We start from the raw sequence: 21051 nt of genomic DNA, 5'->3' as shown, positions 1-21051 counted from the left end.
TCATTGCACAGACTGCCGGGGCCGTCAGCCTAGAAGTCCCATTTAGTCGCCAGTTGCAGGCTGCGCGGTTCGCCGTAGAACCCGGTGCCGAAGTTGCCCAGGCCCGTGTAGTACTTTTTATCGAACAGGTTCTTCACGTTAAGCGTGGTGCTCAGGTGCTCGTTGAAGCGGTAGCGGGCCATCAGGTCGACCAGGTAGTAACTGTCCTGGGTGATGCGTGCGTTCTGGCCGAAGTTGACCGTGTCGTTCGGGTCGGGTTGGAACACGTTGCCGAAGAACTCGCTCTGCCAATTCACGCCACCGCCCACGGTGACATGCTCCAGCGCGCCGGGCAGGCGATAGCTACTGAACAGGCGCACCACCTGCTGCGGCGTGGTGGTTTGCAGCACCGAGCTGTACACATAACCGTTGTTGGCATCGCGGGTGTGCTGGTAGGTGTAGCCGGCCGAGATGTTCCAGCCGTCCAGCACTTCACCCGACAGTTGCGCCTCGAAGCCCTTGGTGGTGGCGCCGGCAATCGGGCGGTACACCGAATCGGTCTCGAAGCCCGAGACGTACTCGGCGACATTGTCCTGCTCGATGCGGAACGCGGCAAAACTGGCATTCAGGCGGCCGTCGTAGAACGCTGCCTTGAGCCCGGCTTCATAGGTGGCGCCTTCGATCGGATCGAGCAGTTTGCGGTCGGCGTCCTTGCTGCTTTGCGGGCGGTAGATCTGGGTGTAGCTGGTGTACACCGACCAGGTGTCGTTGAGGTCGTAGACGATTCCGGCATACGGCGTGACCACGCCGCTCTGGCGGTAGGTGGTGCGGTTGTCGGCCTTGGTCGGGTCATAGAAATCGGTGGTGTCGGTGCCGCTGAACGTGCTGACGCGCGTGCCGAGGATCACTGACAAATCGTCCGTGGGTTTCAAGCGCGTGGCCAGGTAGGCGCCGGTCTGGCGTTGCACGATATCGTTCTGGCCGCTGCGCGGGATATCCGGTTTGGCGTACTCGCCGTGCCAGTCGAAAATGCTGCCGCCCACGGCGGGGTAAATCGAACCGTAGACCGGCACGTCCTGCTTCGAGCGGGTGGCCATAAAGCCCATGATCAGCTCGTGCTCGCGGCCAAACAGGTTGAACGGCCCGCTGAGATTGACGTCCAGGGTGTTCTGTAACTGGTCGCCCTTGTACTTGCCCATGAACATGTACATGCCGTCGCCGCTGACCGGGTCCGGGTTGCCGCCGCTGGCGGAGGCGAGCAGGGTGTCGTGCTGACTGCGCTTGCGGTCGAGGCTGACCTTGAGCGACCAGTCGTTCGCCAACTGCTGTTGCACCGAGGCGAACAGCGTCTGGTTCTGGAAGTCGCGGCGGCTCCAGTCGGCCGCCGGGTTGAACGAGCGCGAGAAGTGCGTGCGCGAGCCGTCGCTGAAGAACATCGGGAAACCGGTCCAGCTGGCGCCACGGGAGCGGGTGTCTTGCTGGTCGATACCGAAGGTCAGCAGGGTGTCGGGCGTAAGGTCCGCTTCAAGGATGCCGTAGCCGATGTCCTTGGTGTGCTGGTAGTGATCGAGATACGACTGGCGGTCCTGATACACGCCGACAAAGCGTCCGCGCAGATTACCCGACTCGGTCAAGGGGCCGGAAATATCGCCTTCGGTGCGGTAGTTGTCCCAGGAGCCGAAGGTCTGGGTGACCGAGGCCTTGAATTCCCGCGTGGGCTTTTTGCGGATCAGGTTGACCGTGGCCGACGGGTCGCCGGAACCGCTGAGCAGGCCGGCCGAGCCCTTGATGATTTCCAGGTGGTCGTACACTGCCATGTCGGTGCTGGTGGTGCCGTAGTCGTACACGCCGTCATAGGTGGCGTTGACGCCGTCGTACTGGAAATTGGTGATCGGCAGGCCACGGCTGGAGAACTCCCAGCGTTCGCTGTCGTAGTTCTGCACGCTCACGCCGGGGGCGCGGCGCAGGGTGTCGGCGATGCTGTTGGAGCCCTGATCGTCCATCTGCTGGCGGGTGATCACCGTGACCGACTGCGGGGTGTCGCGCATCGACAGCGGCAGGCCGGTGGCCGAGGCCATGACACCGGTAGTGTAGGCATGGGTGTCTTCGGTGATAGCGCCCAGGCCCTGGCCGGAAATCGTCGTGGCGCCCAGCTCCAGCGCGCCGCTGTGGGCGGGGATCAGCTCCAGCACGTAACCGTTGTTGCCTTGGGGCAGCGCCTGCAAACCGCTGCCCTGCAACAGGTGCTGCAAACCGCTGGTCGGGGTGTAGCTGCCGTTCAGGCCGGGGCTGGTTTTACCGGCAGCGAGGCTGTTATGGCCGGCGATGAACATTCCGGACTGTTCGGCGAAGCTGTTCAGCACGGCGACCAGGGCGCCGCCCGCGATGCGATAACTGCGCGCGGCTTCCTGGGTCGAGGTCGGCTCGGCGGCGTACAGCGTCGGTGCGCCGAGGCAAAGCAGGGAGGTGGCCAGCGCCAGTGGGCGCAGCGCGAAGCGAGCAGGTTGCGGCATGGAGGTGTCCCTTTGGATCAAGTCGATCGGCGAGTTGAAAGCGTCTGCAGGGTTAACCGAACGAGTGTCGAAAAAGGGAACTGGCGGGTGAAGTTTTTTACTGCGGCCCCACGCTGACCCACCACGGCATCGGCCGCTCGACCCGAATCGGCAGCGCGGCTTGCAGCAGGTGCAGGGCCTGGTCGCTGTCCTTGAGCGGGAACGAACCCATCACCGGCAGCTGCGCCACGGCCGGGTCGCAGCCCAGGTGGCCGGGGCTATAGCGGTTGAGTTCGGCGATCAACTCGCCGAGCGGCAGGTTGTCCGCCAGCAGCACGCCACGGCTCCAGGCTTCACGGGCCGGGGAGGCGACGCTGGCGGTGTTGAAGTGGTTGCGGGTAAACGTCAGCTGTTGGCCGGTGTCGACAATCCGTGGGTGCGGGTTGAGCGTACTCACCCGCACCCGGCCCTCGAACACCGTGAGCTGGGTATGTTCATCACCTTGCACCACGCTGAAGCGCGTGCCCAGCGCCTGCAGCCGGCCTTGTTCGGTGTCCACCAGGAACGGACGGTTGGGGTCCTTGGCGGTGTCGATCAACACTTCGCCAAAACGCAGGCGCAGCAAGCGTTGCGCGGCATCGAAGCGCACATCCAGCGCGCTCAGTGCGTTCAACCACACATGGCTGCCATCGGTCAGCAGCGCGTCGCGGGTCTCGCCGTTGGCGGTTGCATAGTCGGCACTCCAGCCGCTTGCCAGGCGGGGCAGGGGGCTGTGGCGCCAGGTGCCCCAGGCCAGTGTCGAGCCGACACCCAGCACCAGCAGGGTCTTGAGTGTCTGGCGCCGCGAGCTGCGCAAGGCCCGGCTGGCGCCATGGGGTTGCTCCAGCAACGGCGCAAAACGCTGGCTGACGCGCTGTACGTACTGCCAGGCCGCCAGGTGCTCGGGGCTTTGCGCAACCCAGGTTTGCCAGCGCAACTGTTCGAGCGCACCGCCTGGGGCCTGCAGGCGCACGTACCAGTGCGCAGCCTGCTCCAGGCTGGCGTGGCTGAGCTGGCCGGGGCGGCTCATTGCACCAGCATCCCGTCGAGTTCGGCTTCCAGAATCGCGCAGTGCAGCAGGGCCTGGGCCATGTACTTCTTGACCATGCGCTCGCACACGCCAAGCTGTACGGCGATCTGCTTGTAGGGCAGGCCGTGCAAGTGCGCGAGTAAAAAGGCCTCGCTGACCTTCTTCGGCAGGCGCGCGAGCATCGTGTCCACTTCGTAGAGGGTTTCGACGATGATCGCCCGCTGCTCCGGCGACGGCTGCTGCGCTTCCGGGCGTTCGGTCAGGGTTTGCAGCCAGGCGCGTTCCAGTTGGCGGCGGCGCCAGTGGTCGATGCACAGGCCACGGGCGATGGTGGCCAGGTAGGAGCGTTGGCCGACGTGATCGGTCTCGGCCAACGGGCGGCCGAGGATGCGGATAAACGTGTCGTGGGCCAGGTCGGCGGCATCCCAGCGGTCGTTCAGGCGCCGCCGCAGCAGGCCGAGCAGCCAGCTGTGGTGGGTGCCATAGATGTGGGTGAAGGAGGTCGACACACTGTCCATCCAGCGCAAAGGCTTTGGCGTAAATAAGAATTGGTCGCGATTAAACCAAAGCGTCGGGTTGTGCGCAAATGATATTGGTTTGCTTTTGGGAGGCTGTATCGATGGATTGAAGAAATCAGCTCGGGCATCAAGAACCTGGATACCCAGGCCATCATCTATTCACCCGTCGGTACCGGCACGTTGATCTCCAACGAGTGAACGCCTGAATCTCACAGCTGTTTCGACAGAAACACCCGGCTGTTGCCCTCGGGTTCACAGGCGATTTCGCCAAACCGCACCCAGCCGTTCTTCTCATAGAACCCCGGCGCCTGGAAGCTGATGGTGTAGAGCACGGCATTGCGACAACCGCGGCGTCGGGCTTCGTCTTCGAAGGCGCGCAGCAATCGGCTGCCGATACCGGAACCGCGCAGGGTCTCGGGCAAGTGGAAGAGGTCGAGGAAGGCCATGCCGAATGCGCTCCGGCCGGTGATGCCGCCGAGCACCTGCTGGGTGTGCGGGTCTTTGACCAGCACGCTCAGCGGGCGCCGGTCATGGTAGCCGGTGGCTTGTTCGTTGAACGCCGCCAGGCCGTTGCCGAGGATGCGTTCGGCGTCGGGGTTGGGCTGGTCGCTGATTTCAATGAGAGGAGGCTGCATCGCGCTGGATTCCTTGTGGCCCGTTGTCCGACAAGCGTCTAGACAGTTCTTTATACGATTGAGTGTGGGCGTGATCAGGGTTTTTCGAGCAATAAAGCGCGTACCTCCTCTTCCTGCAACTGCTTTTCCCTGGCTTCCTGGCGCGCCTGCTCCTCGGCGCGTTACTTGGCCTCCCGGCGGAACTGGTCGACGGATAAGTTTCGGAGGTGCTCGATGTCCTGCGCAGTGGCACCGAATGCAACCGGCACCATGGCCATCAACGGGGCTGCGATCAAAGAGGAGGTCAACAAGCGGCTGATACGTGCCCTGGACATCAAAGCACTCCGAGTCAATTCGTGGTGCCTTGTTGGGCGCTGCAACAGGGATAAGCTCCCAGGGTGACTATTAAAAGGCCATCACCATCTCATGCCACGCCATCCCGCCATGATCCGACGCCGACGGCTGCACATAGCGGTAGCCCAGGCGCGTGTACAACGCCACATGGCGGTCCTTGCACATCAAGTGAATCGTCTGCTTGCCCAGCGCGCGCATGCGCTGCACAAACTCGCGCATCAACGCGGTGGAATAGCCCTTGCCCTGGTGCGCCGGGGCGACCACCACCGACATGATCACCACATTCGGCGCCTCGGCCGCATGGCCGACCAACTCCTTGAACGCCTCATCCGACATCACCACCTTGTGGGCGCAGCCGCTGTTGATGAAGCCCACCACCTCGCCATCTGCCTCCAGGATCAAAAAGCCTTGCGGGTATTGGGCAATGCGCGTGGCGATCTTTTCCAGGGTCGCGGCTTCGTCGCCTTCGTAGGCGCTGGTTTCGATGTCGAAGCAATGGGCGGCGTCGCTGGGGAGGGCGTTGCGAAAGGAGAGGGCGGGCATGCGGTTTCCTCGGAGGGTAAGCGAAAGGCCACATGATAGCCGGGTGCCAATAGCGCCGCCATTGTGGCCTCTGGGTCGACCAGGATGTTCGGCCAGCGTGGTTCAACGGGGCCAAGTGACGGGGCGTGGTGACCGTCCAACTGCTGGAGGCCGGACTCGGTCAACTGTGGGAGCTGTCGAGCCCCAGCGAGGCTGCGATGGCGGCGGGACAAACACCATCAAATCCACTTCCCCGCCAACTTCCAGTTCACCAGAAACCAGAAAACCCGCCAAAGCGGGTTTCCTCAACACTTACATCACATCAACTCACCGCAGGCGAATCAAACCCACGCCGCTCCATCACCGTAAACACATCCGCCACATCCTGGACCATGATCCGGGCGGTGTTGGCGACGGTATTGATGTCGTGCTCGGCATAGTCGGACACTTTGGAACAGGCCATCAGGTGCAGGTAGGCGAGCGCGGCATTGAGGCGCTCGCTGGCGCAGGCGTGCAACTCGCTGAGCGGGGCGTCGCTGTCGATCAGCAGGACCGGGTAGTCGGTTGCGGTTTGGGACATGGGGGTGAAGCGGCGGGGCGGATTTTGATTGGTCATGAGGTTCGATTCTATTTGGGTAAAAAGAATCACCACCTTGCTGCTGCGAAACAGATTGGGTGGCAACTGTGCGCGGGTTCGCAGACCAGGAAGAATCACCCCCGGCAGACCCGAAGGTCTCCCACGCACAGCCGCCATAAACGAGGCGCAGGCGGACTTCGCCTGAGGGTCTGATGACTGTGCAGGTTGATTCTATTGTGTAGGGCTGCGAAACCCTGTCGCCGACCAATGCCAGCGACGGGGCGAACTATAAGGTGCGGTTAATCGAGGCGCAACCGACAGGCTGTTTCAAACTCCACCCACCAGCGTCCCCTCCGCCATCCGCCGCTTATACGCACTGTCCCGACTCGCCAACCAGAAATACAACGGCGACGTCACCACCAACCCCACCACCCACGACAAATCCGCGCCGTTGATGTGCTGCGAAATCGGCCCCACGTACAGTGGCGTGTTCATGAACGGAATCTGCACCGCGATCCCCACCGCATAGGCCAGCAGCGCCTGGGGGTTGTAGCGCCCGTAGATCCCGCCGTCCACGCGGAAGATCGATGCAATGTCGTACTTGCCTTTATGGATCGCGTAGAAGTCGATCAGGTTGATCGCCGTCCACGGCACCAGTACCACCAGCAGCACCAGGACCATGTCGACGAAGTGGCCGATAAAGTCTTTCGAGGCGAATACCGCGGCCACCGAACAGGCCGCGAGTACGATGATCGAGATCACGGCGCGGCTTTTCGCGGTGGGGATCCAGCGGTAGGCGAAGGTCTGCACCAGGGTGATGATCGACAGCACCGCACCGTACAGGTTGAGGGCGTTGTGGCTGATCACGCTGAGCAAGAACAGCACCAGCATCAATGGGCCGATGGCGCCGGTGGCGAGTTTGACCGCGTCCATGGTGTCCATGCCCACCGGGGTGGCGAGCACCGCGACGGCGCCGAAGATGAACGACAGGCTCGAACCCAGCGCCGAGCCCAGGTAGGTGGTCCAGAAGGTCGACGCGACGGGTACGTCGGCCGGCAGGTAGCGCGAATAGTCGGAGACGTAGGGCGCGAACGCGATCTGCCACAGCGCCGCCAGGGACACGGTGGCCAGCCAGCCGGAGAGGTTGAAGCTGCCGCGGGTCAGAAAGTCGCTGGTCTGTATATGGCTGAAGATGTAGCCGAAACCCAGTACGATCCCCGCGCCCAGTACCCAGGTGCCGATGCGGTTGAGTACGTGGATGAAGCGGTATCCGATGATGCCGATGATCCCGGAACCGATGGCGCCGATCACGATGCCCACCGGCACGGGCACGCTGTCGACCACGCCATGCAGGGATTTACCGGCCAGCACGATGTTGGAGGCGAAGAAACCGATGTACATCACCCCGGCGATCACCACCACCAGCAACGCGCCGAGGGAGCCGAATTGTGCGCGGCTCTGGATCATTTGCGGGATGCCCATCTGCGGGCCCTGGGCCGAGTGCAATGCCATCAGCACGCCGCCGACCAGGTGGCCGACGAGGATGGCGACGATGCCCCAGATCAGGTTGAGGTGGAACAGTTGCACGCCCAGCGCACCCGTGACGATCGGCAACGGCGCGATGTTGCCGCCGAACCACAGGGTGAACAGGTCTCTTACCTTTCCGTGGCGATCTTCCGGGGGCACGTATCCAATCGTGTGTTTTTCGATAAGCGGGGCGCTGGATGTTGCAGTGGTAACCATGACGAGCTCCAAGGCAAGGTGAGTACGTTGACGTACTTCGCTGTGCGCCGCTCAGCGGCGCTTTGTTGTTGGAGCGATCATCTGCAATGGGGGCGGGGAGGTAAATTAGTAAGTTTGTTGCTATAGACCTTAAAAAAAGTATCTCGCGTGGCCACGCGCTCCGGTATGTTGCCCGCTTGTGTCCTGGGGCGAAGTCCCACATTTGCGGAGGGCCCGATGGCTGCCTATAACCTGCGCCAGCTCAGATATTTCGTCACCACGGCCGAGTGCGGCAGCGTCGCCGAGGCGTCGCGCAAGCTGTATATCGCGCAACCGTCGGTGTCCACCGCGATCAAGCAACTGGAAGACAGCTTTGGCGTGCAGCTGTTTATCCGCCATCACGCCCAGGGCGTGTCGCTCACCCCCAGCGGCGCGCGCTTTTATCGCAAGGCGCTGGAGCTGCTGCGGGTGGCCCACGAGTTCGAGCAGAACGCCCTGGCCGACAATGACGTGGTGGCGGGGCAGATCGATATCGGCTGCTTCGAAACCGTCGCGCCGCTGTACCTGCCGCGTTTGATCGCCGGTTTCAAGGCGCGCTGGCCGGGGGTGGAAATCCGCATGCGCGATGGCGAGCAGCAGGAGTTGGTGCAGGCGCTGACGGCCGGCAGTATCGACGTGGCGATGCTGTTCGAGCATGACCTGGGCGCGACCATCGAGACCACGCCGTTGATGCCGCCGCAGCAGCCGTATGCGCTGTTGCCGGCCGATCACCGCTTTGCGCAGCAGGCCAAGGTGTCGCTCGCGGACCTGGTGCTGGAGCCGATGATCCTGCTGGATGTACTGCCGAGCCGCACGTACTTCGTGAGCATCTTTGAAGAGCGCGGCTTGACGCCGAACATCGTGTTCAGCTCGCCGTCGATCGAGATGGTGCGGGGCATGGTGGGGCGCGGGTTTGGCTTTTCGATCCTGGTGACCAGGCCGTTTACCGAGTACACCTATGATGGCCAGAAAGTCGTGTGCCTGCCGCTGGCGGAAACCGTCACCGGCTCGGGCTTGTCGGCCGTGTGGTTGCGCCGCGCACCGTTGACCAAGCCGGTGCAGTTGTTCGTCGATTACTGCCGCGAGGAGCTGGCGCGTTTGCTCGCCTGATCGGCGCGCTCAAGCCTGGGCCAACAACGCATCGGCCCGGCTGTCCTGGGTCACGCAGGCGTCAACTCGGATCGGCGCTGGGATTACTCCTCGGGCCCGACATTCCGGATGTTCAGTTGCTTCAACCGTGCGTCGAGTTGTGTGCCGAAGTTGTTGACCGCCTTCAAGTGCCCCGGGCTGTAAGTGTCATCCGGACGGTCCGGGCGGAAGTGGACGGACAGCGGCACCACGTTGCCCGGAGGGTTCAAGTTGTTATCGAGGTAGGGCCTGCCGTGGCTCGGGTTCAGATCCTTGATGCCGTTAGCTTCTGCCACGTCAAAAAAGACATCCAGCGTGCGGTATGCATCCTCTTCTCTTACGGCCATGCGTATGCTTTCCCTGTCAGGTACACCCGCTTCGGGGCGCTGACGCAACTCTTCAGGCGGCGCAGCGTTGAGCGGGTTGTTCAACGGCGAGTGCGGTGGAATTCCTATCATGGTCAATACTCAAAGGCTGTTGAAGTGAAAACGGCTATTAGCCGTTTTCCTATGTGGGCCGCCTTCAAGTACGGTTCCATCAGCTGCGGGTAGCGATTGATGCAGGGTATGTCGCCGGCACAGCCGAGGGCCGTCAACGCAGCGCGTTCAGCATGCTGTGCAACATCTGATCGCACTGTGCCAACTGCGCCACACTCACAAACTCGTCCGGCTTATGCCCCTGGTCCATGCTGCCGGGCCCGCACACCACCGTGGGAATGCCCACCGCGTCGAACAACCCGCCCTCGGTGCCGAACGCTACCGTGCCGAACGCCCGCGAGCCGCAAAATGCCGCGATCAACTCGGCCGCCTCGCTATGCTGATCGGTCATCAGCCCCGGATACGCCGACAGCTCGGTAAAGCGAATCGCACTCTGCGCGCTCACCGCCTGCATGCGCGGCAATACCTGCTGCTCGGCGTAGGCGCGCAATTCATCCGCCACCGCTTGTGGGGCCTGGCCCGGCAGCGCGCGGACCTCAAAATCAAACCGGCAGTCGGCGGGCACGATGTTCAGCGCCTTGCCCCCGCCAATCACCCCGGTTTGCACCGTACTGAATGGCGGATCAAAGCGCGTATCCTGCTTATCGCGCAGCCGTTGGCCGATGCGTCCCAGTTCGCCGATCAATTCGGCGGCATGCTCGATCGCATTCACGCCATGGGGCGCATACGCCGAATGACAGGCCGCGCCATGCACATCGCAGCGCATCGCCAGCTTGCCTTTATGACCGAGCACCGGTTTGAGTTCGGTCGGTTCACCGATGATGCACAGCATCGGCTTCACCGGCCGCTGCGCCAGCACGCTGAGCAACGAGCGCACGCCCAGGCAACCGACTTCCTCGTCGTAGGAGAGGGCGATATGCACCGGCCGGCGCAACGTCGCTGCGACCAGCGCCGGCAGCAGGGCCAGCACGCAGGCGATGTAGCCCTTCATGTCCGCAGTGCCCCGGCCGAACAGCCGACCGTCGCGTTCGGTCAGTTCAAACGGCGGCACGCTCCACGGTTGCCCATCCACCGGCACGACATCGGTATGCCCGGACAGCACAATCCCGGGCACCTCCACCGGGCCGATGCTGGCAAACAGGTTGGCCTTGGTGCGGGCTTCGTTGTAGATCAGTTCGCTGGCCACGCCGTGACTCGCCAGGTAATCGCGCACAAAGGCGATCAACTGCAGGTTGGACTCGCGGCTGGTGGTATCGAACCCCACCAGCGTCTGCAGCAACGCGCGGCTGCGGCTCATCGCTCGTCCCCGGCGACGCCATAGCCGGGCGCGTGGTCGGGGGCCAGGGCGCGGTCGATGTAGGCCTGCACTTGTGGGCGATAGGCATCCCACAGCGTGTGCAGTTGGCCGATCGGGTCGGCGTCGGCCCAATCCACCCGCAGGTCGATGATCGGCCAGGTCAGCTCGCCCACCACCTGCAACGCGGCCGAATGCACCGGGCCGGCTTCGCCACCGGCGGCGATGGCGGCATGCATCGCGGCCAAGAGTCGATCGGCCAGTTGGCCTTCGCCTTGCTCGAAGGCCTGGACCATCGCCTCGATCACTGCGCGGTCGGCGAGCATATTGCCGGCCGCGACGCACTGTTCGCCCGACACCGCGTGGTGCTTGCCGAGGGTTTGGCTGCCGCTGAAATGCACGCTGCGGCCCAGGTGATCGATCGCGGTCAGTTGGCGGTATTGGCTGTAGCCGTTGCGGGTCAGCGCCTCATCGATTGCGGCGGCGGGGGCCAGGCCTTGTTCCAGCAGGTCGAGCACGTCCGGGCCGAGGGCCGGCAGCGTGATGTTCTGGGTCGCGACCGCACCGACACCCGGCCGCAGCCAGGGGCAGCGTGCGCCGACGGCGATGCTCGAAGAGCTGATGGCGATGCCCAGTTGGCCGGTGTCGGCGCAACGGCCGACGATTGAAAAGGTCATGTACGGCTCCTTACTCGGGAATCACGGCGATCACATCGATTTCCATCAGCCACTGCGGCTGGCCCAGGGCCGATACCACCAGCCCGGTGGAAATCGGGAACACGCCCTTGAGCCATTTGCCGACTTCCTGGTACACCGGCTCGCGGTAGCGCGGGTCGATCAGGTAGGTGGTGGTCTTGACGATATGGCTGAGGTCGCTGCCGGCTTCTTCCAGCAGTTGCTTGACGTTGCGCATGGCCTGCTCGGCCTGGGCACGCGGGTCGCCGAGGCCGACCAGGTTGCCGTCGAAATCGCTGCCGACCTGGCCGCGCACATACACGGTGTTGCCGGCGCGCACGGCCTGGCACAGGTCATTGTCCAGGCTCTGGTTGGGGTAGGTTTGTTTAGTGTTGAACATGCGGATGCGCGTGTGGGTAGGCATCAAAAAACTCCGGAAAAAATGATCAGGCGCTGACAGGGGATGGGCGCACGAGCGGGGCCGCGACGCGATATTCGAGGTACTGACGCTGGGTGGCGATATGGTCGGCGAGGTATTTGGCGTCATGCCACACGCCCCAGATAAACGACGAGCCACGGCGCGACTGCCAGGGCAAACCGAGGAAGTAGATGCCGGCCTCGCTGGACACGCCGCGCTGGTGCTGCGGCTTGCCGGCGGCGTCGAACGCATCGACCTTCAGCCAGCCGTAATCCACGGCAAAGCCGGTGGCCCAGATGATCGAGGTGATGCCGGCGCGGGCCAGGTCCAGTTGCAGGATCGGCTGTTTCACGCACTCGGCATCGGCGAAGACGCGCCGGGCTTCGGGCTCCATGGGCAGGTCGAGGCCGTTGCGTTCGATATACGCATCCGCCGCGTCCAGCAGGGCCAGGTAGTTTTCGTCGCCGCGTGCGAGGTTCTCCAGCAGGGTGGGTTGGAAGGTGGCCACGCCGCCATGGAAAGACTCGGTGGGCCCGACCAGAGTCATGCCGCGCAGGGCCAACTCGCGGAAGTCGATGGTCTTGCCGCCGTGGGCGCCGCTCACGGCAATGGTCACGTGTTCGCGGCCGGGCTTGATCGCGGCCTGGTCCCATTCGCCCAGTACACCGAGCCACCAGCAGAAATCACGCTGGCGATAGGCGCGCGGCGGGCGGTCGTGGGCGCCGACCGACAAGTAAACCTGACGGCCGCTGCGCTGCAGTTCATCGGCGATCTGCACCCCCGACGAGCCGGCGCCCACCACCAGCACCGCGCCTTGGGGCAGTTGGCCGGGGTTGCGATAGTCGGCGGAATGGATCTGATGCAGTGCTGTGTCTGTCGGCGCGATCGCCGGGATCACCGGCGTCTGGAACGGCCCGGTCGCCGCCACCACGCGGTTGGCTTCGATCACGCCGTCGCTGGTGTGTACGGTAAAACCGGGGCGGCCGACATTGCGCAGCACCGAGGTGACTTCCACGCCGGTGCGGATCGGCGCATTGAACTGGCGTGCATAGGCTTCGAAGTAATCCGCCACGCGCTCTTTCGGCGCGAAGGCATCCGGGGCGAGCCCTTCGAAGGCCAGGCCGGGAAAACGGTCGTGCCAGGCCGGCCCGTTGGCCACCAACGAATCCCAGCGGCCGCTGCGCCAGCGCTCGGCGATCCGGCTGCGTTCCAGCACCAGGTGCGGCACGCCGTGCTTGCTCAAATGCTCGCTCATGGCCACGCCGGCCTGGCCGGCGCCTACCACCAGGGTGTCTGTTTGGGTGATTGCTTGCGTCATGTGTCTGTCCTTGCGTAATGCAGTTGGATTCAGCTTGGGCATGACTTCAAGGTAGGGGCCGGGCGGTTTTTAATAAAATATTATTAAGCTGGGAAGTGAGCATAAATATCGGATGCAAAGGGCCTCGGCAGGCGATGGCAAGGCGATGCTGGATCACCTCGAAGCGCTGGCGAGGACGCTCAGGATCGAGGAGTTGGTGCTGGATGCGAGGTTGAATGCGGCCACCCGTTACCGGCGGTGCGGGTAGGTGGGGCACGATGAGGCGATTCACCACTCGCCGTCGGGGTTGCAGTGGGCGTGTATCCCAAAAAAGCCGGCGATCTGTGTCTGTCGCGCAGCATTCCAGGTGGTTAGGGTCGGTTCACGTTAACTGACGACCGAGCCCACCATGGAACTCACTGCTGTCCCGTTTGGCATCACCGACTGGTCCACCCTCGAACCCGAGCTTCATCCAGGTATCACCGGCAGTGCCTGGTGGCGCACTGGCCACTTCGGCACCACCCGTGTACGCATGGTCGAATACACCCCCGGCTACCTGGCCGATCACTGGTGCTGGCGTGGGCATGTGCTGCTGTGCCTCGAAGGCGAGCTGCACACGGAACTGGAAGATGGCCGTCAATTCACGCTGACGGCCGGGATGAGTTATCAGGTGGGAAACAACATGGAAGGGCATCGCTCCTCGACGCGGGTTGGCGCCAAGCTGTTCATCGTGGATTGAACCGGCGCCAGCCCATCAATGCATCTTGCCAGGGGCCATGCCATCCAACCCACGGGCAGCGGCCTTGACCTCGACGGTCTGCCGCTCGCCCTTGGCGTTTTCCACGGTCAAGGTCAGCGGCACCTGGTCGCCTTCCTTGATCTGCCCGGTCAGGCCCATCAGCATCACATGATAACCGTCCGGGTCGAGCTTGACCGGGGTGCCTGCGGGCAGGGTGATCGAGTCCACCGGGCCCATTCGCATCACGTCGTCTTTCATGCTCATTTCATGGATCTGCACGTCCTTGGCTACCGGCGAGGCGACGCGCAGCAGTTTGCTGTCGCTGTCGGCCGTCACGGTCATGAACGCGCCACTGGATGGCTGGCCCGGCACCGTGGCGCGCACCCACGCGTCGCTGACCTGGACCTGGACCTGGGCGCTGGCGTGCGCGGCGAGGCCCAGCAGGGACAGGCCGATCAGGGTGCGCTTGAGGTGTTGAACGGCAGTCATTAGCAGACCTCCATGACGGTGAGCAGGTCTTCTGCACACTCTTTAGCGTTAAGGGATGCCGACAGGCCCAGGCGCAGGTTGCCGCGGGTGTCGAACACGAAACTGGTGGCGGTGTGGGACAGGGTGTAGGTGTCGCCGGCGGGGACCTTTTCATAAAAGATCCCGAATTCCTTGGCGGCCACGGCGATCTCTTCCGGGGTGCCGTACAGCGCTTCGAAGCTGGGGTCGAAGGCCTTGACGTAGCGGTCTAGGATCTCTGGCGTGTCGCGCTCGGGGTCGAGGGTGATAAAGATCACCTGCATGATCTCGCCGTCGCGGCCCATCAGTTTCTTGGCCTGGGCGGCGCGGGCGAGGGTGGTCGGGCACACGGCCGGGCACTGGGTGAAGCCGAAAAACACCACCGGCATCAGGCCACGGTACGAACTCAAGGTGACGGTTTCACCCTGGGTATTCTTGAGCTTGAAGGTGCGGCCCATGATCTTGTCGCTCAAGTCCTTGCCGTACTTGAAATTCAACTTGGGGCTGTTGTCACAACCGGCCAGCAGGCCCAGACCCAACAGGCCCATGCCGGTCAGGACCTTGCGGCGGGTGAATAACGTACTCATCAACTGTGCATCCTGTGAAGCGCCTGCCTTGCCCTGGATCTATACGCCAGGCGTTGAAAAGGAGTAAACGCGGAGGGCGCCAAGTCTACCAACCCTGGCCGATGCGCGTAATCTGCGACGTTCTGCCACAGGGGCGCGCCGCGCTTCATCCCTGCGGGGCTTCGATGGTAGAGTCGCCGCCATGAAACTGCGCCGCTCGGACCGTTCGCTGATCGCCTGGACCCTGTACTTCTGCGTCCTGCTGAACCTGTTTGTGTGCGGTTTGGGCCATGGCCAGATGCTCGGCCAGCAGCTCAATGGTGTCGGTGGCGCGTTCTGTTCGGTGGACAGCAACCAGGCGCCACTTTCCGACAAAGGGTTGGGTAGCCCGGCTTCCAGCGATATCTCGAATTACTTTGCCTGCCCGGTGTGCGCTGCCGTGAGCGTGGCCATCGTGTTCCTGATCGGCCTGGCCTGGCTGCTGGGCCTCGGCCAGACCCCGCGGCCGGCCCATGAACGGCGCAACAAGGCGCCGCCGCGTTATTCCTGGCCCTCGGCCAACCCCCGCGCATCCCCCGCATTCTGACGTGTGCCTTGGGCTTCCTGTGATCAGGAGGCGTTTTATCGTCACGACTGTGAGTGCGTTTTATGAACCCTCTATTGCCTGCCGGCGCCAGCCGCCTGGTCAGCAAGGCGTCGCGCCGCCTGCACACGGAGCCGGCGCGGCCGGAATACCCGAGCAATTCGCGTAGCTTCGTGCATCTGGATGCACGCCTGTTGCCCTATTGGCACACCTTGTTCGACATCTGCCCGGCGCTGCTCAAGCTCGACCCGCCCGAAGGCTTGAACCTGTTTCGCAGCTTCATGACCTGGGCCTACCGCAACCAGCTGGCGCAGGACTGGACCTGGCACCTGAACATCGGCCGCTGGCTGCTGGGCTCGCCGTACCGCGCGCAGATCGACGATGAACCGATCGACACGTTCATGGCCGCGGCGGCGGCGCGGTGGGTCGACACCGATGACAGCCAGGCCCAGGGTGTGGTCCTGGCCTGGCAGGGTTCGGAAGTCTTCGATTGGAAGGGCAGCGCGTTTGCGCTCGACAAACAGCCGCCGTTGCCGCCTCCCGCCTGGGACTTCGCCTGGTGCCCGCTGACCCGGCGTGGCGGTTTTAGCGCTTGGTTGCCGGTGCCGTGAAGTGCCTGCCGCCGGCACCCCGTGGAGGCTTGCACGCCCCGGCGAGGCTGGTGGGCTCCGGCGATTGTTACAAAAAGTGAAAAACTGAATAACGGTTTTAGCGACTATTTCCCGGCTGCCCAACGCTATACCGTGCGCGCACCCGTTAGATGCAGCACCACCCGACCAACAAAGAACAGGGTTGGGCTGTGACGGGTCGCCTCAATTACTTTCAGGAGCCTTCATGAACCACAAGACTTGCATGGCGCTCGCCGTCTCCCTGGGCGCCGCGCAGCAGGTGGCTGCGTCGGGTTTTATCGACGACAGCAAAGCCAGCCTCGACCTGCGCAATTTCTACTACAACCAAGACACCCGTAACGCCAAAGCCCCTACGGATAAGGAGTGGGGCCAGGCGTTCATGTTCAACTACCAGTCCGGTTTCACCGAGGGACTGGTTGGTTTTGGTCTGGACCTGCAAGCCATGTATGGCCTGCGCCTGGACGCCTCGGGGCGCGCAGGCAAGGCTGGTGAAGACAACACCCCCGGCAGTGTTTTCCCGTTGTCCGATGGCAAGGCCGCCAACGACTTCAGCAAGACCGGCGCCACCGGCAAGATGCGTATCTCCCAGACTCAGTTCAAAGCCGGCACGCTGATGCCCAAGCTGCCCGTGCTGACGACTGAAGACGGCCGGCTGTTGCCGCAGACGTTTCGTGGCTATCAAGTGGACTCCAAGGACCTGCAGGGCTTCAACCTGATCGCCGGTAAAATCGAGCAGGTACTGGACCGTAACTCCAGTAACGGCCAGGGCATGTCCATTGTCGGTGCGAATGATCCGGTCAAGGGCAAGTCCAGCAACCAGTTCTACTACGGTGGGGTGGATTACGCCGTCAGCAAGCAACTGCAACTGCAGTACTACTACGCCAACCTGGAGAACTTTTACCAGCAGCACTTCTTGGGCCTGATCCACAACTGGCAGTTGCCGGTGGGCCAGTTCAAGACTGACCTGCGCTATTTCTACAGTACCGCCGACGGCAAGAACGCCAGCGCCGCCGGGCGTGGCGAAGGCTATGTCAGCTCCGGGTATTACGGCGCGGGCGTCAACGCCGGCAAGGTCGACAACCGCCTGTGGAGTGCGCTGTTCACTTACGGCCTGTACGGGCATTCGCTGAGTCTCGGTTATCAGAAGACCACCGGTGAAAGTGACTTTCCGCATATCAACCAGGGGCAGGGCCGTTCGCTGTACCTGATCACCAACTCCCAGTCGCTGAAGTTCGTCAATGCCGGGGAACAGGCCACGGTAGGCAGCTACGCCTACGACTTCAGCAGCCTTGGCCTTCCGGGCCTGCGCTCGAGCGTGACCTACATCCGCGGCAGCCACATCCAGACGGCAGGTCGCGACAACAGCGAGTGGGAGCGCGACCTGCGTGTCGATTACGTGATCCCCTCGGGCACGTTCAAGGGCCTGGGCCTGACCTGGCGCGGTGCGGTGTGGCGCGGTAACGACTCGGCCGACAAGGACGAGACGCGACTGATCGTCAGCTACAGCATCCCACTGCTGTAAGCCGCACTCTCGCAACGCTTGATCGGTATCAAGGCCTCGCGTTGCGCCAGGCCGCACACTGAAGTCCCAACGGCCGGTCCCCTTGAGAGGCCACCATGCTTTACCCCGTGTTTTTAGTGGCTCACCTGTTCGCCGCGCTGATCTTCATCGGCACGGTGTTTTTCGAGGTGCTGATCCTGGGGCACCTGCACCGGCAATTGCCGGCGCGGGTGATGGTGTTGGTGGAGCAGGGCGTCGGCCAGCGTGCCCGGGTATTGATGCCGTGGGTGTTGCTGGTGCTGTTCGGCGCAGGCCTGGGCATGGTCTGGCTGCGTTACCTGCCGGTGCTGGCTGCGCCGTCGGCCTCGGCTTTCGGCACCTTGCTGACCCTCAAGCTGATCCTGGCGGTCAGCGTGCTCCTGCATTTTCTGCTGACCATGGCGCGCATGCGCTGGGGCTCGGTGAGTGCGCGTTATGTCCGCTGGGTGCATCTGAGCCTGTTCGCGCACATGGTCGCCATTGTGCTGCTGGCCAAGGGCATGTTTTACCTGAACTGGTAGACGGGCGGGGCTGCGACCTTGATGCACATCAAGGCGTGTGGCCCAAGCGCACCGGACAATGCACCACCGCCGCCCGAACCGGAGTCCGTCATGCGTACCCTTCTTCATCCCGCTCGCTTTCGTCACGATCAAGGCGTGTTGGACTTGGCTTGCCAAACGGACACCCGTCGCTTCCATGCCGGTGTCGGCTCCCTGGACCTGTTGCGCGCCTTGCGCAACAGCCGCCAGTGCCAGCGGCCCCTGGCATTGAACCTGCACTGGCCGGCGGGCGACGTTGGCGCTGAGTATTTGCACAGCCTCACCCAGGAAATCCAACTGATCGGCTGCCAACTCGGCGGCCGCCAGCCGGTCGATCACTTTCACCTGCGCGGCACCACACCGGCGTTCGCCCAGGTGCAGCAGTTGATGGCGCAGTTGCACGAGCGCTTCAATTTTCTCGACCACGACCGGGGTGACTACTGCGTCGACCTCGACCCCGGGCACACGGACTGGGCCACCATGGGCCTGCTGCGCGAACAAGGCTTCAACCATGCAAGCATCGGCGTGCCGGACGCCAACCGCGAGGGGCCGCTGTGCCAGGCGCGGTATCAGGACCCGGCGCCGATCGAATCGCTGGTGGATGCGGCCCGCACCTTCGGGTTTCGCTCGGTGAACATCGACCTCGGCTACGGCCATGCCTGGCAGACCCCGGCCAGTATCGAGCTGAAACTGGCCAGCCTGATCGCCCTGGAGCCGGATCGCTTGCAGGTATTCGATTACGCCCATGCGCCTGTGCGCTATCAATCCCAACAACCCCAGGCGTTCAGCAGCGAGGCGGATAAGAGCGCGATGCGCCGTATTTGCTTCCAGCTCCTGGCCGCGGCGGGCTATCACTACATCGGCCTGGGGCAGTTCGCCCGGGCCGACGACGACCTCAAGCAAGCCCAGGAACGCGGGCGCCTGAGCCGTAACTGCGAAGGCTTCACCCTGCACGGTTACTGCGACCACATCGGTTTCGGCGTGGGCGCCATCAGCCAGATCGACACGTTGTGCGCGCAGAACACGGCCGATGCCCGCGAGTACCGTGAGCAACTGGGCAATGGTCAGCTCGCCACATGCCGGGGCTGGTTCCGCGAAACCTCTGACCCGGTGCGCCTGCACGTGGCCGAACGCCTGGCCTGTGACCTGGAGCTGGATGTGCAGGCGGTGGAACGGCGCTACGGCCTGGTGTTCGCACGCTATTTCGCCTACCTCTGGCCGTTGCTGGAAGCGCTGCACCGCGACGGTCTGATCGAGCTGTCCCCGACGTTCATCTGGTTGCTGCCCGCCGGCCTGCCGCAGGTGGACGGTATTTGCGCATTGTTTGAACGTGCCGTGCTCGCCACCCCGGTCAGCGCCAACGACGAGGTGATCGACACATGAGTGCTTTTGAATTCGACCGTGCCCTGGTCCACAAATACGACCGACCGGGGCCACGCTATACCTCGTACCCGACCGCGCCGCAGTTCAACAGCGCCTTTGCCCTGGATGACTATCACCAGGCGGTCCGCGCCAGCCATGAGGTGGCCGTGCCCAAGGCGTTGTCGGTGTACATCCACATCCCGTTTTGCCAGAGCCTTTGCTATTACTGCGGTTGCCACAAGATCATCACCCGCAAGACCCATCGGGCCGTGGAGTACCTGGCGTATCTCAAGCGTGAGATCCAGATGCAGGCGGCGCTGTTCGAGCGTTCCCGGTGCCTGACCCAGTTGCACCTGGGCGGCGGTACGCCGACCTATCTGGACGACGCGCAATTGGCCGAGCTGATGGCCTGCCTGGCCGAACACTTCACCCTGGATGACAGCGACGCCCATGAGTTCTCCATCGAGGTCGACCCGCGCACCATCAGCGTTGAGCGGATCAACACGTTGCGCGGCCTGGGCTTCAATCGCCTGAGCTTCGGCGTGCAGGACTTCGACCCCGACGTGCAGGCGGCGGTCAATCGGGTGCAAAGCGAAGCGCAGATCCTGCAATTGGTGGCCGCGGCGCGTGAGGCGCGCTTCAAGTCGGTGAGCGTTGACTTGATCTATGGCCTGCCGCTGCAAACCGTGGACAGCTTCGACGTGACCTTGAGCAAGCTGATCGCCCTGCGCCCTGATCGGGTGGCGGCTTACAGCTACGCACACCTGCCGAGCCAGATCCGCGCCCAGCGCATGATCCGTCCCGAAGACATGCCGCCGCCGGCGCGCAAGCTGGAACTGCTGGAACTGACCATCCGCCGCCTGACCGAGGCCGGTTACGTCTACATCGGCATGGACCACTTCGCCTTGCCCGACGACGAACTGGCGCTGGCCCGTGCCAACGGCACCTTGCAGCGCAACTTCCAGGGCTATTCGACCCATGCCGACTGCGACCTGATCGGCCTCGGCGTGTCGGCCATCGGCAAAGTCGGTGACAGCTACAGCCAGAGCGTCAAGGAACTGTCCCAGTACTACGCCCGACTCGACGCGGGGATGCTGCCGGTGCAGCGCGGCTATCGGCTCAACCCGGATGACGTACTGCGCCGCGAGGTGATCAATGGCCTGATGTGTGATGGTCGAGTCGACTTCCCACAGATCGAGGCCACCCATGGCGTGCGCTTCAACGACTATTTCGCCGAGGCACTGCTGCAATTGGACGAGCAGGTGGCGGACGGGTTATTGCTGATCCAGGCCGATGCGCTGCAACTGTTGCCCAAGGGCCAACTGATGGTGCGCAGCGTGGCGATGGCCTTTGACGCCTACCTGGGCGGCGCGCACAAAGGCCAGTTTTCCCGCACGGTTTAAGCGAAGAGGCCTGCATCCGCTGTGGGAGCTGTTGATCGCCATGTCCGCC

Annotated in this window: 22 protein-coding genes and 1 pseudogene; 9 read left to right on the top strand and 14 right to left on the bottom strand. The window is 63.4% G+C overall.

The window, feature by feature from the left end; translation table 11 throughout:
- Positions 1-29 precede the first annotated feature (29 nt).
- From C5F70_RS12090 to C5F70_RS12060, 7 genes are all read right to left on the bottom strand, one after another.
- The gene (locus C5F70_RS12090; RefSeq protein WP_057004805.1) at positions 30-2492 is read right to left on the bottom strand and encodes a TonB-dependent receptor; all 2463 of its coding nucleotides are present in this window, start codon (positions 2490-2492) and stop codon (positions 30-32) included.
- Between the two features lie 97 nt (positions 2493-2589).
- Positions 2590-3540, bottom strand: coding sequence for a FecR domain-containing protein (locus C5F70_RS12085; RefSeq protein ID WP_104903401.1), 951 nt, complete (start codon positions 3538-3540; stop codon positions 2590-2592).
- Entirely contained in the window at positions 3537-4058 is a 522-nt protein-coding gene (locus C5F70_RS12080) for a sigma-70 family RNA polymerase sigma factor (protein ID WP_104903400.1), read from the bottom strand. The genes C5F70_RS12085 and C5F70_RS12080 overlap by 4 nt, the downstream gene beginning before the upstream one ends.
- Positions 4059-4267: 209 nt before the next feature.
- Complete coding sequence (locus tag C5F70_RS12075; RefSeq protein WP_046383802.1) at positions 4268-4693, bottom strand: GNAT family N-acetyltransferase; 426 nt, start codon at positions 4691-4693, stop codon at positions 4268-4270.
- 384 nt (positions 4694-5077) lie between these two features.
- Positions 5078-5569 carry a GNAT family N-acetyltransferase gene (locus tag C5F70_RS12070; RefSeq protein WP_046383800.1) on the bottom strand — a complete coding sequence of 164 codons (492 nt, stop codon included), beginning with the start codon at positions 5567-5569 and terminating at the stop codon, positions 5078-5080.
- Between the two features lie 301 nt (positions 5570-5870).
- Positions 5871-6164 (bottom strand): hypothetical protein, encoded by a 294-nt coding sequence (locus C5F70_RS12065; protein WP_046383799.1) that lies wholly within the window; start codon positions 6162-6164, stop codon positions 5871-5873.
- A 288-nt stretch (positions 6165-6452) separates the two neighbouring features.
- Positions 6453-7868 carry a cytosine permease gene (locus C5F70_RS12060; RefSeq protein ID WP_046488423.1) on the bottom strand — a complete coding sequence of 472 codons (1416 nt, stop codon included), beginning with the start codon at positions 7866-7868 and terminating at the stop codon, positions 6453-6455.
- 216 nt (positions 7869-8084) lie between these two features.
- Between C5F70_RS12060 and C5F70_RS12055 the strand changes: the two genes are divergently transcribed.
- Complete coding sequence (locus C5F70_RS12055) at positions 8085-8996, top strand: LysR substrate-binding domain-containing protein (protein ID WP_046383797.1); 912 nt, start codon at positions 8085-8087, stop codon at positions 8994-8996.
- An 83-nt stretch (positions 8997-9079) separates the two neighbouring features.
- On the opposite strand, the gene C5F70_RS12050 is transcribed toward C5F70_RS12055, so the two are convergent.
- From C5F70_RS12050 to C5F70_RS12030, 5 genes are all read right to left on the bottom strand, one after another.
- Positions 9080-9472, bottom strand: a complete 393-nt coding sequence (locus C5F70_RS12050; RefSeq protein WP_126586040.1) for a hypothetical protein — start codon at positions 9470-9472, stop codon at positions 9080-9082.
- A gap of 133 nt (positions 9473-9605) precedes the next feature.
- Entirely contained in the window at positions 9606-10748 is a 1143-nt protein-coding gene (argE, locus tag C5F70_RS12045; RefSeq protein WP_104903398.1) for an acetylornithine deacetylase, read from the bottom strand.
- Positions 10745-11422, bottom strand: a complete 678-nt coding sequence (locus C5F70_RS12040) for a DUF1028 domain-containing protein (protein WP_104903397.1) — start codon at positions 11420-11422, stop codon at positions 10745-10747. Before C5F70_RS12040 ends, argE begins: the two co-directional genes overlap by 4 nt.
- 10 nt (positions 11423-11432) lie before the next feature.
- Complete coding sequence (locus C5F70_RS12035; RefSeq protein ID WP_046383793.1) at positions 11433-11843, bottom strand: RidA family protein; 411 nt, start codon at positions 11841-11843, stop codon at positions 11433-11435.
- A gap of 22 nt (positions 11844-11865) precedes the next feature.
- Entirely contained in the window at positions 11866-13197 is a 1332-nt protein-coding gene (locus C5F70_RS12030; RefSeq protein WP_371920065.1) for a flavin-containing monooxygenase, read from the bottom strand.
- A gap of 88 nt (positions 13198-13285) precedes the next feature.
- Here C5F70_RS12030 and C5F70_RS31085 point away from each other — a divergent pair.
- A pseudogene (locus C5F70_RS31085) lies at positions 13286-13525 on the top strand (GNAT family N-acetyltransferase); the annotation flags it as partial.
- A gap of 18 nt (positions 13526-13543) precedes the next feature.
- A complete protein-coding gene (locus C5F70_RS12020) occupies positions 13544-13873 on the top strand; it encodes a DHCW motif cupin fold protein (protein ID WP_046383791.1) in 330 nt (109 codons plus the stop codon).
- 15 nt (positions 13874-13888) lie between these two features.
- Here the strand turns inward: C5F70_RS12020 and C5F70_RS12015 are convergent, their stop codons facing one another.
- Both C5F70_RS12015 and C5F70_RS12010 read right to left on the bottom strand, forming a co-directional pair.
- Positions 13889-14362 (bottom strand): copper chaperone PCu(A)C, encoded by a 474-nt coding sequence (locus C5F70_RS12015; protein WP_104903395.1) that lies wholly within the window; start codon positions 14360-14362, stop codon positions 13889-13891.
- The gene (locus tag C5F70_RS12010) at positions 14362-14967 is read right to left on the bottom strand and encodes an SCO family protein (protein ID WP_046383789.1); all 606 of its coding nucleotides are present in this window, start codon (positions 14965-14967) and stop codon (positions 14362-14364) included. The genes C5F70_RS12015 and C5F70_RS12010 overlap by 1 nt, the downstream gene beginning before the upstream one ends.
- Positions 14968-15148: 181 nt before the next feature.
- Between C5F70_RS12010 and C5F70_RS12005 the strand changes: the two genes are divergently transcribed.
- The 6 genes from C5F70_RS12005 (at position 15149) to hemN (ending at position 21002) form a co-directional block, all read left to right on the top strand.
- Positions 15149-15532 carry a DUF2946 domain-containing protein gene (locus C5F70_RS12005; protein ID WP_102617913.1) on the top strand — a complete coding sequence of 128 codons (384 nt, stop codon included), beginning with the start codon at positions 15149-15151 and terminating at the stop codon, positions 15530-15532.
- Between the two features lie 62 nt (positions 15533-15594).
- Positions 15595-16140, top strand: a complete 546-nt coding sequence (locus tag C5F70_RS12000; protein WP_104903394.1) for a putative natural product biosynthesis protein — start codon at positions 15595-15597, stop codon at positions 16138-16140.
- Positions 16141-16363: 223 nt separating this feature from the next.
- Positions 16364-17680 carry an OprD family porin gene (locus tag C5F70_RS11995; RefSeq protein ID WP_104903393.1) on the top strand — a complete coding sequence of 439 codons (1317 nt, stop codon included), beginning with the start codon at positions 16364-16366 and terminating at the stop codon, positions 17678-17680.
- Between the two features lie 95 nt (positions 17681-17775).
- Entirely contained in the window at positions 17776-18219 is a 444-nt protein-coding gene (locus tag C5F70_RS11990; RefSeq protein ID WP_046488406.1) for a CopD family copper resistance protein, read from the top strand.
- Positions 18220-18309: 90 nt separating this feature from the next.
- Positions 18310-19620, top strand: coding sequence for a coproporphyrinogen III oxidase (locus tag C5F70_RS11985; protein ID WP_046488404.1), 1311 nt, complete (start codon positions 18310-18312; stop codon positions 19618-19620).
- Positions 19617-21002: an oxygen-independent coproporphyrinogen III oxidase gene (hemN, locus tag C5F70_RS11980; protein WP_102617910.1), complete on the top strand. Its 1386-nt coding sequence runs from the start codon at positions 19617-19619 to the stop codon at positions 21000-21002. The genes C5F70_RS11985 and hemN overlap by 4 nt, the downstream gene beginning before the upstream one ends.
- The last annotated feature ends 49 nt before the right edge of the window (positions 21003-21051 follow it).

Source organism: Pseudomonas sp. LH1G9 (genome assembly GCF_002949975.1).
In the GTDB taxonomy this organism is placed as follows: Bacteria; Pseudomonadota; Gammaproteobacteria; order Pseudomonadales; family Pseudomonadaceae; genus Aquipseudomonas; species Aquipseudomonas veronii.
The sequence above is the reverse complement of the archived record's forward strand: the minus strand, read 5'-3'. Positions and strand labels throughout refer to the sequence as shown.